This is a genomic window from Paenibacillus sp. FSL R5-0486, from assembly GCF_037975155.1.
GTDB classification, from domain to species: domain Bacteria; phylum Bacillota; class Bacilli; order Paenibacillales; family Paenibacillaceae; genus Paenibacillus; species Paenibacillus amylolyticus.
The window spans coordinates 3,872,087-3,889,263 of the sequence record NZ_CP150237.1 but is presented as its reverse complement, the minus strand read 5'-3'; the positions used below and the strand labels follow the sequence as shown (position 1 = coordinate 3,889,263).

At 35.4% G+C, this 17,177-nt stretch carries 11 protein-coding genes; 1 reads left to right on the top strand and 10 read right to left on the bottom strand.

Features of this window, described 5'->3' with window-relative positions; translation table 11 throughout:
- The first annotated feature begins 240 nt into the window (after positions 1 to 240).
- Positions 241 to 639, top strand: a complete 399-nt coding sequence (locus MKY01_RS17235) for an RDD family protein (protein WP_081746009.1) — start codon at positions 241 to 243, stop codon at positions 637 to 639.
- Positions 640 to 916: 277 nt separating this feature from the next.
- Here MKY01_RS17235 and xerS read toward each other — a convergent pair whose 3' ends face one another.
- The 10 genes from xerS to MKY01_RS17185 form a co-directional block, all read right to left on the bottom strand.
- Positions 917 to 1,990, bottom strand: coding sequence for a tyrosine recombinase XerS (gene xerS, locus MKY01_RS17230; RefSeq protein WP_339282808.1), 1,074 nt, complete (start codon positions 1,988 to 1,990; stop codon positions 917 to 919).
- Positions 1,983 to 2,105 carry a hypothetical protein gene (locus MKY01_RS17225; protein WP_339282806.1) on the bottom strand — a complete coding sequence of 41 codons (123 nt, stop codon included), beginning with the start codon at positions 2,103 to 2,105 and terminating at the stop codon, positions 1,983 to 1,985. Before MKY01_RS17225 ends, xerS begins: the two co-directional genes overlap by 8 nt.
- 200 nt (positions 2,106 to 2,305) lie before the next feature.
- A complete protein-coding gene (locus MKY01_RS17220; protein WP_339282804.1) occupies positions 2,306 to 2,845 on the bottom strand; it encodes a hypothetical protein in 540 nt (179 codons plus the stop codon).
- A 1,399-nt stretch (positions 2,846 to 4,244) separates the two neighbouring features.
- The gene (locus tag MKY01_RS17215) at positions 4,245 to 4,595 is read right to left on the bottom strand and encodes a transposase (RefSeq protein WP_339282802.1); all 351 of its coding nucleotides are present in this window, start codon (positions 4,593 to 4,595) and stop codon (positions 4,245 to 4,247) included.
- Between the two features lie 54 nt (positions 4,596 to 4,649).
- Complete coding sequence (locus MKY01_RS17210) at positions 4,650 to 7,409, bottom strand: DUF262 domain-containing protein (protein WP_339282800.1); 2,760 nt, start codon at positions 7,407 to 7,409, stop codon at positions 4,650 to 4,652.
- Positions 7,396 to 9,984: a DUF262 domain-containing protein gene (locus MKY01_RS17205; protein ID WP_339282799.1), complete on the bottom strand. Its 2,589-nt coding sequence runs from the start codon at positions 9,982 to 9,984 to the stop codon at positions 7,396 to 7,398. Before MKY01_RS17205 ends, MKY01_RS17210 begins: the two co-directional genes overlap by 14 nt.
- A 1,025-nt stretch (positions 9,985 to 11,009) precedes the next feature.
- Positions 11,010 to 11,678 (bottom strand): hypothetical protein, encoded by a 669-nt coding sequence (locus tag MKY01_RS17200; protein WP_339282797.1) that lies wholly within the window; start codon positions 11,676 to 11,678, stop codon positions 11,010 to 11,012.
- Between the two features lie 1,037 nt (positions 11,679 to 12,715).
- The gene (locus tag MKY01_RS17195) at positions 12,716 to 14,212 is read right to left on the bottom strand and encodes a DUF2357 domain-containing protein (protein WP_339282795.1); all 1,497 of its coding nucleotides are present in this window, start codon (positions 14,210 to 14,212) and stop codon (positions 12,716 to 12,718) included.
- On the bottom strand, positions 14,187 to 16,430 hold the full coding sequence (locus MKY01_RS17190) for a hypothetical protein (protein ID WP_339282793.1): 2,244 nt from the start codon (positions 16,428 to 16,430) through the stop codon (positions 14,187 to 14,189). Before MKY01_RS17190 ends, MKY01_RS17195 begins: the two co-directional genes overlap by 26 nt.
- 232 nt (positions 16,431 to 16,662) lie before the next feature.
- Positions 16,663 to 16,884 (bottom strand): hypothetical protein, encoded by a 222-nt coding sequence (locus MKY01_RS17185; RefSeq protein ID WP_339282791.1) that lies wholly within the window; start codon positions 16,882 to 16,884, stop codon positions 16,663 to 16,665.
- Positions 16,885 to 17,177: the final 293 nt, after the last annotated feature.

Genomic DNA, 17,177 nt, shown 5'->3' with positions numbered 1-17,177 from the left:
TATTTAGAAAGGATTATGTAAGAGTAAATAGTGAACATGTACAGCAGTAAGTTAATTCGATAGTTTGTTATAAATTTCACAAAGGATGCAATTAAAATGAAATAGGAGTTTTATCGTAAAAAGGTAAAATTTTCTGTTATACTATTTGAGTTGTGTACATAAAGTTAGATATTTTAATGAAGGGAGTTCATGAAGTAAATTAGCCGTTTAGTTTAAAATTGTAGTTTGGAGGAAAGCATTTTGTATAAAGCAGGTTTTTGGATTAGATTAGGAGCAGGTGTATTGGATAGTCTTATTATTTCAATTCCGTTAGTGATTATTGCAGGTGTGCTGACGGGCAACTTTGATACGGATGAGCCGATTGCCAAACTGCTTAGTGCGTTATACTCAATTTTATTACCAGTTTACTGGTATGGTCGAACCATAGGCAAACGTATATGTGGAATTCGAATCCGCCAATACGATACACACGAACCGCCAAAAATTGGTACGATGCTGATGCGAGTTGTTGTAGCTGGACTTGTGTACGTATTAACTTTGGGTATCGGAGTTATTGTGAGTGCTTTTATGGTCGGTTTGCGTGAGGATCGACGTGCGATTCATGACTTTGTAGCAGGAACAGAAGTAGTTTGGGATTAACTCGAAGATTATAAAGAATTGCTGTACAGGGGTAAAAATCACTGTACAGCTTTTAAATCATTAGTACTGTTTCACAAAACTCGTATTTTGTACATATGTATATTGTACATGCATACAGCAGTTCCAAGAAGTTCCTACCAAAAATTACGTACATTGACACAAAGTTCCCTACCAAATTGACACAAAGTACCCTACTTTCATGCATTTATGTCCTTTGTCTTTAATTAACGGAGCAAATTTGGCACCTGGTAGGCAACTTTATGTCACTCCCTCCGGATTATTTATCCATGTTATTTACAGCGCTTCTCATTTGATCATCTGTTAAGTGAGTATAAATCATTGTAGTTTGTATTGAAGAATGTCCTAGTTGATTCTTTAATTTTGGGACATCATTATTCTCAATATGATAACGTGTGGCAAATGAATGCCTCAAAGAATGAACCGTCAAAGCCGGCTTTCCAAAGGCTGTTGCATATTTCTCAACAAGTTTTTCTATAGAACGTTGTGTTAAACGTCTATTTTTACCTTTGCGTCCTACAGGTGCTGCAATAAACAAAAATCTTTCATTTTTTTCTGGGGTATATCTTGTTTCCCTTATCTGCAGGTAATTCTCAATATCTAGGGATGCTTGGCTGCTAAAGTAAACATATTGCTCTTTTCCCCCTTTTCGGACTACTCTTACTGATGATTTCGTCAGATCTAAATCCTCAAGATTGATTCCGGAAACTTCTGATAATCTAAGTCCTGATCCTAAGATTAATGAAATTATTGCTGTATCTCGTTCACGATTAAACTGATGGAAATGAATGATACGTTTGTTTGTTTTGTTTAATTCGCCAAAATCGTATGCTACAAACACTCTGAAAGCTTCAAAATCATTTTCTCTCAGTATTTTTCCTTCCATACGATTCGCGATCGTTTCCTGACTTTCTTTTACTGCATTTAAGTCCATTTTAGCCATAACATTTCGTTGTATATAAGGCTTTAAATCAATTGTTTCGGCTTTATTCTGTAAGTAATCAAATAAGGACTTAAGAGAAGAAAGCTTATGGTTTATTGTTAGCTTATTATTCCCAAGTTGATACTCCAAAAAAGACAAAAAGCTTTCTGTTTCACGTATCGTTAATGTTTCTAGCGTGGATAATTCAATTTCTGTTCTTTTTTGAACTATGGTAAAGTTCTCTGTAATCAGCCAATCAAAAAAGATTATATAATCGTGGCAGTAATTAAGAAGTGTTGAGGCAGAGAGCTTACGCTTCTTACTGTCAATAAATTCAGTAACATACCAAGGTAATTCACTCAATTTATCGTCAATTCGACCCATAAGGTGTAATTTAGCTTGTTTATCCAAAAACAACCACCCCATTAATCCTTCGGTAAGTCCACCCCTCAACTGTGTGCAGACGAATGGCCTCTTTTTTCATCTTCTCCGAATACGTTTTAAAATGTTGTCCCTTAATCGCCATAAAAAATGCACCCCCTAGAATTTCATCGGCTAAAACCTAGGTTTTTTCCAATGTCTATTCTAAGGGGTGCACTTCAGTCGTACAAGTGGGCTTTGCTCTCTATTATAATATGACATCGATATATTGTACATTTTCCAATGGTTCTGGCAAACTAAAATCAACAAAACCATAGCGGAAATTTCCATCCTTAAAATCAATCATTAAAGTTTGTTTTTTAGAATTAATCCGTGATTTGCAAGCCATGTTAGAACTTCGTTAGCTCCTTCGCTATAACCTACTTTGTCTGGCTCTTTTTTATGTGTAAAGTAATGTTCAAGAGAACCGGCGACAAGATCAGACAAACTTAAAATATTTATAAATAGTGGGTCTGTGCCTTTCTCCCAAGGTCTAGCATAGCCGACAGTCGTATAATTCCGTTCTTCTACGAATGAGTGGATGACATTGCTATACATGCTTGCGGCAGCTTTAGACTTTCTGTCATTAGCCATTATACTATCTTCATCAGTCATCCAAAATATTTTCTTTCCATTTGGGATAAGTAGGTGTGATAGATAGCCCATTGTGCCAATAATTCTTTGAAGCTTCTCAGCAGTTTTTGGTTTCCATATTCCGTAATTCTCCTGTTCAAGTAATTTAGACATCTCTTTTAAAGATTTAAAATTATTTTCGCCAAACAGGGAGATGATCTCTTTGCTAATAACTAAAGTAAATACGAGTCCATTTACCCCCCAGTTCATCATGTGTAGGTATTCTTTTAGTGCTCTTTGAACTGGGCCATAACGTAGATCTTTGAATGATATTTCTTTATACGGCTTATTTAGTCCGTACGTATTGCGGATCTTTAAGATTTCGTCTTTGTATATACCACCAAGATAATCATAGTCTGCAAATGTAAAGGTATATGTAAGATACTTACTCTTCGGAGCTTCTCCCCCATAATCAGATAATATTGCAACAGTATTCGTTTTTCGAAATTTGGTAGTAACAATTGCCTATTATCTCGCCTTTGCTCAAATGCAGCATTAAATATATCAAATAAAAGAGGATTACGATCCTCCAAATTTATCGGTAGCTTAAAGTCTCTTAATATTAGTGAATTAACTAAACTAGTGAGATCATCTTTCTGCACTATCCATTCCTCTATTCATCTAAAAGTATCATATGTGAAGTTTATTTAAATCTCAAGGGGGTCAAGAGTGCTGGCCACTTCCAGATAATATAATGCTTGGACAGAGATCCACACACCAGGTAGTTGACGATCGTAAGCCTCGTGATGTGAGATTTTCTAAGATAAGACCAGAACTAAATTGTTTCGGCTTCCACTGCACTAGGTATTTCGGTCGTCTCGGGGGCCTAACGGCAAATCAATCCCCCATTTCTTGAGCAAAAAAAGCATCTTCTTCGTTTAGCAGGTTGATGCTTTTTGCGACAGCTTCTTTCCTTGACCAATTTTCACCATATGGTCTCGCGTAATGATAAAATATTCTGGCACGTCAAATGCACTCAGAAATTCGATGAGCGCGTAATGCTTGAGTAAGATGACAAAAAAGATGCAGTCCAAGCTGCCATACTGATTGAACTTCCCGTAAATTAAATATCCACGATCGAAAAGGTAGGTGACTTGTTTTTCATCGAACAAGAATCCATCTCTGTACGGTCGGCAGGCTTGGCTGAGGTCAGTACGGCTTTCTCTCGGTATACACGGTTTCGGGGTCACGAAAGGCCACACGTAAATGGAGTTTGATCCCGGCTTTGGTTTTTGGATACCTGGCCCAAAGGTAACTATTCAAACAAAGGCTAACCGTGTTTGAACCAAGTACTTTTACATTTCTGATCCGAGAGCAATTAGGCTAACTATGCTTCGAAATCAGGGCGACCAGGTCATAAAACAACTGCTGAAGAAGTTATGGCGATACCTTCCCGTTAGCTTAATGAAACAGATAAAATATACTTATCGACATTAATGGCATGTTCCTAATATTTTCAGCAAATGGAACTGAGTTCTTGCCTTCAGAAAGCGAATTGTGCTTTTCTCTCGCCACATAATTTCTGTCATGATAATATTTAGATAACAATCTAATCCGAAATGGAACAATGTTCTTGTCCATTCCAGTAATAGGTACAAGTTCTTATCGCGAGCTAAGGACAAGAACTTGTACGGATAAAATAAAAATCCTCTAAAATAGCGACTTTAATGGGTATATGTTCTTGTCCTTCGACATTCATTATATTCAATCTCCGCCCGCAAGTAAGCCATTTCTTCTTCCATACTGGAAAACTTGGTTCTAGGCGTCCCCGTTTGGATGTAGCAGGTTCTAGACTTATTCCCCGTTTCACTTTTGCTGCCCATACTTGCACCTGAGATTTATTTTGAATATCTAAACGTGTCGCTACTTCACGTATACTCATATGTTCTTCATTGACTAGCCGGGCTGCCTCCAATTTCAATTCCAAGGAGTACCGCCGGAATGTTTGTACCTTTTTAGCCATGAAAAAATCCCTGCGTTGACATGATTAAGTCCATTAATGTTGGCTTACAATGGATTATTTGAGAAGATGAGTGCACTCAATAGATTGAAGAACATCTAATGAAACAAAATCTTCTTTCTCAATTTGGAAACTAGCTTTATCTTTGTACCAATACTTATATATATCCTCAGAATTGTATGAGTAGCTACGTTTATCCCAGTTATCCTGTCTGGTATCCTCTATGTTTTTATAACCTTTAACTATTCTATTGAAATCATTCTCTTTTTCTTTAATAGTTTGTTTTTCAGTGGAAATGTTAAGGTCATACTCGTATTGCTTGTAACTATTCCCCCTTAAAAACTCTGTAATTACAACTTTTCCATCAGCTATCGAGATGGTCGAATTAGAATCATATGGAAATGAAATATAATACATATAACCAAAGAAACTTCTTAAATTCCATATAGAACCACCTTGTTCATATGATAAATATTTTTCCGCACGTCCTTCCCATAACAACCGCAAACCAAATTGATTTATGATTTTCGGATATGAATCAAATATAACGCCATCCACTATATTAGACCTTTGATATAAACTTTTCCCATAATAATCCCAAACATAAGAATCATATACATTATTCTCATTGAAGCTACCATTATTTATTTGATCAAATAAATAAACAGTGGCGAAATAATTACACTTCCAAGATACCCAACCACCGTTATGAAATCTCTTATTGTAACTATGCTTGATGTCAATATGAACTGTTCCCTGAGCATCGTCATACGAAACATTGTTATCAAATAGTTCCTCAATATCTCTATCAATTGCATACTTTAACCAACAAGCTTCATAAGCTGAATCAGAAAATTGATTCTTTAGCCAGACTTTTCTTTGCAGTTTGTCTGATAGATCGTTTGCTATCCAATTATCATATGCTATTTTTATGATTTTATATTTTTCTTCACTTAACTTATTATCTTTATGTTCTATATCATCATTTATGAAATAATAATTATCTTTCCAATAATGAACATTTTGTTTTCCTGTCTCATTCTCATCACTTATTTGTTGGTTTATCATACTAGAAGTCAATAAGTAATTATTGTTTACATCCCAGTAACTCGCTACAGCGAAGAGCTTTTTCCAAAGTAGTTTTTCTTGATTTATCTCACTGCAAAGAAATCTTTCTGCCACCTCCATATATCTCAATAAACAATCTATTTTCTCTTTCGTAATTTCATTTACCCACATATCAGATATACTTAATAAATATTGAATTTGCCGTTTACCCGATTTGACTTCTAACGATGCAAATAGCTTGTAATCTTCATTTAACCTTCTAATAATACTTGCTTTTATACACTGCTCTTTAATTCTGACTTTTATATCATCTACATCAGTAATCTCACGATTATCCGTATGTACATTCAACTTTGCAATCATTTCATCTGGTTTTTCTTGAGCGAAAAATTCAAATACATCTGCATATTCTGCACTGTACTGAGCCAGTAATTCAATTGTTTGAAACCCGGTCTGTTTCCAATCTCCATATTTCAGGTTAAGTAGCACATAATCTAATTGATCAAGCTTATTTTCGTTGACATATTGTTGTTGTGATTTGTAATAATAATAAATATATCGCAAATTAGATACCAGGTTATCAGAATCATTTGTTTTAAGCTCATATATATGTTCCCAGAATAATGTCATGCGTTTTTGAATTCCACCATCACCATCTATTGTTGTTAGCAAAATATTTAAAAACTCAAAATATTCTCTCCAAAATTCTGAGATATCATCTTTTTGAAATTCAGAATAAATGATGGAATAATAAGCATCAAATGTTATATGTTCATCCTTGTCTTCACCCCTAATAGATCGCAAGAGGATATATGTATTCATCAACAGGTTAAGGGTTTTATCATTAATTTGTTTGGTTTTTTCCTCTAATTTTTTCTCTTCTGAGCATTCCTTATAGAAAATATCAATAAACTTCTGATCATATTGATATACAAATTTCTGATTTTCTTTAATTTCTTCTCCTAATTTGTTCTCTAACAAAGACAAAATTGCTTTTATATTTTCAAATTCATCCAGCTGCTTTCCCCTAGCATTTAATCGAATGTAATTGGTAGAAGCAGTATGTTCTGCATCTTTAGCAAATTCAGAAAGAAAATCAAAGCAAATTAAAGTACTGGTTTTTAACTGATCATAAAATTCCTCAGCCTTAGTAATATCAATTTTTGTTTCAGGATTGTCTATAAAATCGCTAAACACATTAATAATAGAAATAACCGTAGTATCTGTAAGCCACTGCGACTTAAACCACGCTTTCAATTTAATATGCTCTAACAGTGTGAGTTTATTGCGATCACAGCTTTTGAAAATATTTAGCCACATTTCTTTGTTATCTTTAATTCTCAAAAAGCTGAAAAATTCATTTGCATAGTTTCTTGTCTCATAGGAAAAAGACTTTAGCTCGCAAAAGCGCGCAAATTCTCCCTCTGCAGAGTTTAGTGCCAAATACCAATGCAGTAAATATAAGAACGTAAGCCTCTGTTGACCATCAATAGGATAAAATATGAAATTATCTCCTTCATCTTCATGCAAACCATATACAATATTAAGACTTAATTTTTTTCTCGTCTGTAAGCTCTCTTTAACATCTCGGATCATTCTTATTCTTTTGTATTTAATACTTACTTCATCCAGTCCCTGAACATAATCACGTTGAATGGCAGGTATACATATATTATATTCCTCTATCAACTTATATAAGGAACACTCTTGTTTGGAGATGGTTAAGACATCTTTATTATCTATTAACATTCCTTTTATCCTTCCCAACTTTTTTAATGTTTAGAAAATCTTTAATTGTCTGGATAATATCATCTGCATACGCATATCTACTCTCATACATCCAGTATTCATCTGTAGATCGTTTTTTTGAATGTACATCTGTAAAAGCTAAAATAGTCGCCAAAGGAATAAATTCTCCCGACTTCATTTTTTTAAAGATTTCTTGTCTTTTTTCGTTAAAAGGTTTATTGCCGACACTTTCGCTTCCATTAACTATATTATCTAACAATGCCATATTTCCTATTGAATTATCAGACATCAAATCATTAAACTCATCTTTAAAAAATTGGTTTACTTCGGCTTCGATTGACAGGTTTACTTTGGTGAATATTTCCTTCAGCAAAGAAAGATAATGCGCACATATTTTTATATTAGTTATGCTTTCTATATTATCGATGATAGTTTCGTACATCCTTGTAAATATTCCTTTGAAATCAGTTCCTTCTTGACCATCAGTATCCTCCTGAACTTTAGAATTCAATATAAACAAGGATCCATCCATATATTTATCAATATACCCTTTGATAGAATCAGCAAATTGTATATCTGGTAGTAATTCCTTTAACACTTTAATGCAATTCTCGCGTTCTTTTTCAAACAACAAGACAATCTTTTCCGCATTAATGTTTCTAAATATATCATTATTGGTTGTTATATGGTTAATTATGGCTTCCTGGTTTTCTTTGTTTATTAATTTTTTGTTTCTTTCCAAAACCCTGATTTTCGATAATAAATCTATGGATTTTTGAATCAGTATTAATTTTTGGGCATATTCTTTTTCATAGCCATTCTCAACATGTTTTTGTTCTAAAAATAATTTAATTGCTTCCTCATCCTTTTTCCAATTAATTATTCCAGAGTTAACAAGTTTAGAGGGAGAGTTATCATGTTTAAAGGGCGAGTGGGAATGTTCCTCTTTCCCGTATAAAAAGTTGATATACTTAAAGATCATGTTGTTCTTTAATACAACATTTCCATTTACGTCCAAATTACCAACAAAAATACTTAAAAGATCCTTTCGAGCCTTTATTATGTTTTCTTTAGGAATCTTAGTTTTTTGAGGAAATATATGCTCTCTAGTCCACTCACGCTTGACATTATTATGCTCAAGAAAATTATAACGATTACCAATTCCTGTAGATCTGGATAAAATTATCAAATTGTATAACAGCAATACTTCACGCAATTCGTCACCTTTGCCGTATCTGATCGATTTTATCTTTTCTTCAATATTTTCTTCCGCATACATGAGTTCTCTAATTTTATTTTTTATGTAAGGAATACGTTCATTCCGGTCTTTTTGTAATAATTCATAAAATGTTTCATAACTTTTCAGATATAAAAAGTTACTTTTCTCGCCTTTTTTTTGTTGATAAAGGGTAATAAAACTAAGTAAATTGTATATACTAGTGCCCTTTTCGGCTTTTTTCTTACTTTTATCATCTTCTATTTGAGTTCTTCCGTCGCTTTCGTACAACTCTTTCAATTGTTCAAAAATATCTACGATTTTCCCCCAAGTTGTATCATTATTTAGAAGCCTCTGCACTCTTGTAAATAACGAATATTCAAATGATACACTTAATTCTTCTATATAACGATCTAATCCACCCTTAAGTTCTAATTCATTTTCCAATAATAGGTATTCAAATAAAACATCAATTCTGGTTCTACTATGATTATTAATACTATACTGGTTTTCATGAGGCACAAAAGCCCAAAAATCCGGTTTCCGCAATTCATTTTCAATAGAATACCATACTTCCGAAATGGCAAATTGCTTTTCTTTGATCTTGTTTCTTTCAAGTTCTTTGTTTATTCGGGTAGGATTCATTATCTCTGCTTTTATAAGTTCTGCATCTGTCAGTTCTATTTTTCCCATGTTAATCTTTGAAAATTGTGTTATTTCCGAATTTCTCTTATCATTTTCTGTTGAATTGATGGGGTACCAAATGAAAGCACACTCATTCAACAGTCGCTGCTTTAAATCAATCAGATTATTAAATCGATTTTCCCCCAATAATTTTTTTACTTTATTGACGGATGTGCAAAATGCATCGAGCATATAATCGAAATCTAAATTTTTCTCTACATTCCCTTCTATCGTATAGCATTTAAACGTTTCCCATAAACGCTCTTGGTTCAAGGCCTCGACTGGCAGATCAGTGAAGTTTTTATACTCAGTTAAAAAACGCAAGAATATAGCACTGCTTTTACGGCTCTCATATTCTAAATGCATTGTTAGGCTTAAATCATGAATGGTGTTGCCCGGATCTTTTGAATTCAAATAATTTAAAGCCCCTATTATAATAAATATTGTTGTTAGTCGCTGTTGGCCATCTATTACATTCCATTTTAGCTCAGTGCTCGCAACATTACTTATAACAAGAGGCTGAAGATAATACTTCTTATTTTGCTCTTCATAAATATCATCAATAAGTTGTGCCACTTGGTCACTCCCCCAACGGTAGCCTCTTTGATAGGATGGAACAATAAAAGAAAATCTCATTAAATCTTTTACCGATATATAATCCAGATCATTACCCATAAACTTAATCATTCCTTATTAGTATTATGAAATATTTTAATATTTGTAGACTCTATCTAGAAATAAGCGGTTGAACTTTTTCAGCTCGGCAAACGTAGAAGATTACATTCGATTAGAATGCTGGATTTGTAGCACTTTAGATTACGAGTAAAGTAGCGCCGACATTGGCAAGCTTTAATACGATTGTACCGCCCTTCTACGGTTGCGTTGGTTCAGAGGCAACGGGTAATTCAACATCTCATCCTGCCAATTGCGCGTCGTTTTCAAGGTGCTTCTCACCTCATTATGGTCGACCTCTTCTCCTTACTTTAGCCAGCGAGTAAACCTAAACGGGCAATATCAACGTTTGATGAACAGTTATACTACAGAGAAAAAGCTTCTTTACTTTCCCAACGTTGCGTAACTATGGAGAGAAAACAAGTTTGTTCCGATTATCACGTTACACATCTTGTTCCGAATTGCAGATGGGACAGTATTGTTTGTAGGCTATAAGGTATGCTCCAAGAAGAACTTCCTGGGTATGTATGGAGAAGATTGTTGTTTAGATTTTTAGACTTTATTTCGACGCTATAGTGGGTGGCATCCTTCATATCCTTTTGATCTTTGGTCGGTAGGACTTAGCACATTGCAGGATCTTCAGATGTTTTTCCATTTAAATATACCATTCTGCGCTTATCCAATTCGTCAACCGCTAATTTTGGTTTTGAGCCGTTATTTTGTAAGATAATAGCTTCTCAAATAGTTTTTGATTGCATTCAGTTATCCCTCTTCCCCACTCTTTAATCTTATCCGTCAATACACCTCAAATATTAGTCACTTTAATCAACAGTGAGCAAGACTCAATATCTGAGGTGTGTATAGTGGCATCAAATTATGAGAGGGTAAAATTCACTGTTTACTTCAAGACGAATTAAGTCTAAAGTGATAAATTACGCCTACTTCATGTTATTTAGTAGCGCAATAGGATGATGGTTTATGCCCTATCTAATTTGTCTCTCGAAGAGACCGCTGAACTATCACGATAATCATGGGAATATCCGTGAGAGCATAGATGTCACGCGAAATTGGCCATAAAATTCATGGATAATTGTAATAGACGATTGAAAATCAGAAAGACCATATATCTTAACGGAATATATCGAAGAATTCAATGTCTTGAGATGTCCAAATTTCATAATATCAGCTTCTTCAATATCCTCATAAAAACTAGATATCATCTCAGTTAACATTTTTTCTTCATTAGACATGTAGTTATCTATCAAATTATGATATATGTGGTTAATTGAATATTCAGATGGTAGACTCTTTCCACAAGATTTATAAATAATTCCACATGACAGTGCTTTAAAAAAATCATCAAACCTTCTAACATCAACCTTGTAACTTACAGTCCCATCTTTGTGTTTTATAGATCCTTCTATAAGTTTCTTTCGAAACGCACCTTCATTGTAGCCTAATTGAGGCATTACACTTCTAATGAATACCTCTTTTGAGTTATTAACAGGAGAAGAATTTAAGCAGATATGCGCAAGAATATACTCATCATCAGTGGATTTTTCATTATTATGTTCTCTACATGATTTAACAGTTAAGAGTTGTTCTCGTTGATCTTCTGGAAAAAATGCTTTAGGTGGAATGTGTTCCCTAGTTTCACCCTTCTTTATACAACCTTGAAAGTAACAAGTAATAGACATTCGTTCTCCTCTTTCTCCCTTAATTTAGAATATATTGTATTTATCATACCAGAACACTCCACTTGTGTCGTGTGGACACTGAAAAAAAGTTACAGGAATAGCATTTGTTCAATCAGGGGCGGCTGACAGCTGATGTCCTTATTTTCTCACCGATAATATCAGTTCATTGCTGAACAATTGTTCTGCTGTGACAATACGATTTAAGCCATTCATTAAATGGAATCATCGTCTATTCCCTTCATGATTTAAAAGAGTACTTGGATAAGCGTCGGTTATAAACTCACAAATTGGCGGATGAGATAAAACGGAATCTGCGACAATAAATAAGCCAACTTTATATTTGAATAAACCAGCATCATCAAGTAGCAGAGTACGCCACTCTTTATACAAGCCTTGTCCCCTAGCTAGGCCTTTTAAATGAACTTTCCAGAGATTGAGAGGGTTATTACTTCGCCCAACACACACTGGTACGATGCCTTCTATTTCAGAAACAATATATAAGATATAATTAGTATCTTTAGAGTTACCTTTAACTGCTAATTGTTCTATTTGTTTTAAGAATAATTGCTTTATCTAGATTTATGTTTCCTGACGGAAAAGAAATATATACCGTTGATGGTTAACCTGGTCAAACCAGCCATTGTTTTAGCAGGTACTATTTAGTTAACATTCGTTCACTCCAATGTATGTATTAGTGAGCTTGAACAACCGATAATTCTAAAGAAACAATACACTAAGTGGTACACGCTTTCTAACTTAATTCAAAGAAAATGGAGAGCAAGCGCCCTCCACGAAGTAGTCTAGATTTCAATATTTAATGTGTTATTGCTTGAAGTAAATTTCATAGATGCACCCAAACCCGTAATAGCCTGTACAGGAATGTACGTAATTCCGTTAATGGCTTTTGGAGCGGTACTTAATGTAATTGAATAATTTACGCAGACTTTTCAGATCTTCTTTGCTAAAAACTCCCTTTATCACGCCGTGAATCAAGTTCAGCATCTTGGAAGCGAACTGCACTCAGTATTTACCGCAGGTCAATGTGGTGAATCTTCCGCTTCCAGTACTACAATTTTGTCTACCCAAGTGTGAAGTAAGCTCATATCCCCTCCAGGTGTAAGTGCGATAGCTCCCATCTTATATCTGTCATGATAACCTGATGTAAAATAGTCAAGCTCATCATTCTTAAGTGGCGTAAGGATTAAAACAGTCTGAACTGATCGCTCATCATTGTGGCAAAGCAAGATACCATCCCGATACTTATGCATTTCACCAAGAGCTGTACCTAAATTGCTAGCAATCCGATATTTGGGATCCAATATATACAATTGGTCGCCTGCCTGTATAACAATGTCGGGTATCATTCGTTGTGTGAAGGTATAGAAATGTGGTGAATTATTTTGAAAAACCCGTTGATACGATAGTCGCATACCATTATTTAAAAGCACACAACTCTCGTTATGCTCGGCAAAGTGAAGAAATAGCCCTTTCCTTGTCGTTCGAAATAGCCCGCTACTGTCCTTAAGTAAACCCTTCTCCCGAAAGGTCTTTACCAGCATCATATAGCACCATATCTCATATAACGCGAATGTTTCCCGCAATGGATAATTGTAACTCATTCCAATTCGTTCGTTTCCGTGTCTGAATAACCGATCAAACCATTGGTAACACTGTCGGTAGACTGGATGTTTGCGAAATACTTGAGATATTTGAACCACACCGTTATAGGGTACAACTTGCTTAAAAAGGGGATGTCTCAACCAAGAACCTATTTGGTCAGCATAAAAATCTGCCTTTCTTGCATCCTCTTCTTGCATCTCTTCCCCATACCGCTTCAACAGATGTCTCAGCTCCAGTAATTGACGCAATAATAATTTATTTTCATAAGTGTTATAGCTATCCTCTCGGACAGTAGATCTCACTATCTCCGGTATGGTTCCAGAGGAGCTGCGCTCCCTATTCCGTTCAAGCCAGCCCATTGTTTTAGTATCCACTGATTTAACATGATCCCGTCTCATTGACTGTTCACGGGCTTGAAGCACCCTGGTAGGGTGTTCCATCACTTGTCGGATCATAACCGCAAGCGATGTGAACGACATTTCTATGTAGCTCCATTGTGCCAGAGATAGCTCACGTGAAAGTTGATCGACTTCAATGCCTGCCTTGATATTCGAATTCTCAAAGCAAAGCGACGCTTCCTCCAAAATATCACTTAACATTAGATCGTATTGCTCTTGCGTCAATTTGCGGGAATCCGGATAAATATATGAATCGTGTTTTTCGCCATTGATCTCAAAAGTGACTTTACCACTATAAAAGGGTGTGGTCAGTTGACCATAAGCTATCCCTTCTTTTATCCTATTTGGGAAGTATGGCAATCCGCAAAAACCGATCGAAAAGGCTTGCTTCATGTCCTCCATAACAAACTTCCATTCGTAGGTCGATGCTTCGGTCAGATAGGCCTCCTTTAATGTAACCCACATCTCACCCTTTAATCGGAGCAGGAGGTTACCTCCAGAACTGTGTTGCACCATACCGTTTAAGCTCCTTCTCCATTCGATCTATATGACCGTAGCTTACTGACTCTTCACCTAGATAAGTAGCAAACGCTTTGCTTAATTCCTTGAGCAGCTCACTTATCCGATCATCACCTCTTAGCTTGGGCAGAACCTTCTCGGAAATAACACGGTCAAGCATCGCTTTTTGGGATATCTGATGCTCAATATCCAACCCAAGATGGCGGCTCATTTTTTGAATCATTTCATTCATCGTACGGTATCCAAAATGTAAATTATATGGCGCCAACCAACGATGCAATATCATAAGAAATTGAAATTCGTTCTGTAACCTAACTTTGACACCATCATCCACACGACTCCAAAACGTTTCTAAATCCACATCACTTAACGTCATAACAAATGCACGATCGAGTACTTTGTCCGAAATGGTATGTGTGGTCTCATCTACATTTATCGTTCCAATGAGATATATATTGGGCGGGATGCCAATCTTGGAAGGAATGCCGTCCAGATCATCCCTATTATGTAATGTAATCTCCTTGTGTGACTCTACCCCACTCAAATAATCACTTAAATAATATTCAACCCTGGCGAGATTCATCTCATCAAGTACAATAAAATGTGGCTTCATTCGTTCTTCATTAGCATGCAATAGCACCTTTAGAAATTCAGTCATCATATAACATTTTTCAAAGGAGCTGTAATATCCGAACAATGCGCTTGCATCTGTCCAATCAGGTCGGACAGGTATAATAGACAAATATGGATTATCATCTTCATAAGAAAGGCCATATACCGCGTTCGCATAGAGCTTGGCAAGTTGCGTTTTCCCTGTTCCCGATATCCCATTTAAAATAACAAAATGCTTATCATCCAAAGCGGTTATATTAAGGTGCAGATCTCGAATCAAATCTTTATCAAAGGTCAAAGAACAGTTCTGAATAGACTCGTATATTACAGAAAAGTCAAAGTTACTATTAAATTCATCCATTTCTTTGGAGTTTTCAAGTATTTCTTTATCAGATTTATCTTCATGAATTAACGCTTCTTTTTCGAAAAATTTAAATTTCCCACGACCTGCTACATGCGCAAATAATAGAGCTGCAAATGCTAGTCTTCCTTTGATTTCCGCATGATCTTCTTCAAATCGTCGCTGAGTATTGTTGTACGTTCCAATTCGATACTCGTTATCATGTACTTCCATACCATGCTGGATCAGTAAATCCATGGCCTCTCGCTTCAATTCTTCGTTGTTCTGATTTGTAGTTCGGAATGATTTCGTTAACCACCATTCCTTACGATTATCCCCCAGCAAAACTTCAACATTTGTATAAATGTGATTATGACCCTCTACATTAACACCCAGCATAGGCCTGGATAAACCGGTCCTTACCTCATACTCTCTGTAATTAAAATTACCTTGAACAATGGTCTGCCCATCTCGCTTTAATACAAATTCTTCAATTCTTTCACCTGATTTTTCATTTACCGCAGACCCGTAATGAATCTGATATACATTCCCAAATAAGTTAGCTGTATATGGTGTTTCAACCGACCCTAGTAAATTCATTATATGTTCAACTCTAGCACTAGACTCTTTATGCTCTATTGCATAATTCCTAAGTGAGGCCGTTAACCGCCAGGTTTCCCCTAAAAAATCGATTATATTAGAAGTTTCATACATACCTTGCAAAGAAATTGCTACTCCAAATATCAACCCATGTCTAGTTCTTGGTTTCACCATTTCAAGAATGGTATGCTCTAGTACAGATCTTTCAACCTCACTTCTCCTAAATGTACTCGTTTTTGTGAACACCTTTAGAGAAGAATCCATTTCATTCAATATCTGTTGGCGACCTGTCTTGAACAATTCATGAACTTGATAAAAACTTAGTTCCGTGTATATATACATTTGTTGCTCAATGCCATTAAACTCGAGTGTTAAAAGACTAATTTCCTTCTCCCCTATTTTACGAACAATTTGAGCAAAATACTTTTTACCTATACTTGTATCTTTCTTTTGCTCTGCATATTTGGGGTTTATGGAATCATGATAAGTAGTAATTAACGTCTGTCCATATGTAGCAATTCTATAATCCTCACCAATTAACCTCATAGCTAATTGATCCAGTTCCGATCTCCAGACCTGGTCCATAGTATCATTTACTTTTTTGCATCGTTCTGTCGTGTTTTCAATATTAAAAAGGTGTTGATAATGTGATAAGTTGATCATTTGGGACGTTCCTCCTTAATGATATGTATTTGATATATCAGATGTTGTCCGGCCAATTCATAGACCCTATAATGAATTGTTGTTTTGTCTTTAACAAAGACTATGAGAAGTAGAAAGACGTGACGGGACTGATCGTTGTAACAGCAACCAGAAATTCCAGTACACGTCTCCGCAACCTTAACATGCTGCCCCACATAGAGTAAATCTTTATTTGCTCGAATTAATAGTACTGCTAAATGTATTGATAGGCTTTATGAAAGACTTCTTTGTCTTTAATCTTGTATTTGATCCAAACTACACGCCGAAGAGCTTTTTTTACTTCCTGTTTTCCTGCAGTTGTTCCCCGCCAAACATCAAAACGGATAATCTTAACGATATCATCTATATCGTTAACAATTCGTTCAACAATAATTGGTGTCTTTGAATTCCTCACCCCATTGAATAACTCTGTCAATGCTGCCTTCCCTCTGTCTACTTCTTGCTCATAGTTAGTTGACTATGAAGGTCAGGAGGACAAGTATCAACAATCAAGATTCCACGTTCTCCAATTGACTTGAGCCGTATAAAAAAAGATTTAGAATCAGGAAGTGGTGCATCTCCTAGATCTGTGTAAAAGACTAAAGATTTATTTAGCGATCCCCTACCAATCTGATCATGAAACAACGCTTGAACTAAGCGTGTTTTCCTAAGAACTACCAGGGAGAATTAAATTAGCTCTCATAACCTGAAAACCTTGCAACAAATCCA

Coding starts and splice junctions, on each gene's coding strand:
- MKY01_RS17210 (WP_339282800.1), bottom strand. CDS start 7,409: ATGTTAATAGATAATAAAGATGTCTTAACCATCTCCAAACAAGAGTGT.
- MKY01_RS17195 (WP_339282795.1), bottom strand. CDS start 14,212: ATGGTGCAACACAGTTCTGGAGGTAACCTCCTGCTCCGATTAAAGGGT.
- MKY01_RS17220 (WP_339282804.1), bottom strand. CDS start 2,845: ATGATGAACTGGGGGGTAAATGGACTCGTATTTACTTTAGTTATTAGC.
- MKY01_RS17205 (WP_339282799.1), bottom strand. CDS start 9,984: ATGGGTAATGATCTGGATTATATATCGGTAAAAGATTTAATGAGATTT.
- MKY01_RS17215 (WP_339282802.1), bottom strand. CDS start 4,595: ATGGCTAAAAAGGTACAAACATTCCGGCGGTACTCCTTGGAATTGAAA.
- MKY01_RS17190 (WP_339282793.1), bottom strand. CDS start 16,430: ATGATCAACTTATCACATTATCAACACCTTTTTAATATTGAAAACACG.
- MKY01_RS17200 (WP_339282797.1), bottom strand. CDS start 11,678: ATGTCTATTACTTGTTACTTTCAAGGTTGTATAAAGAAGGGTGAAACT.
- MKY01_RS17225 (WP_339282806.1), bottom strand. CDS start 2,105: ATGGCGATTAAGGGACAACATTTTAAAACGTATTCGGAGAAGATGAAA.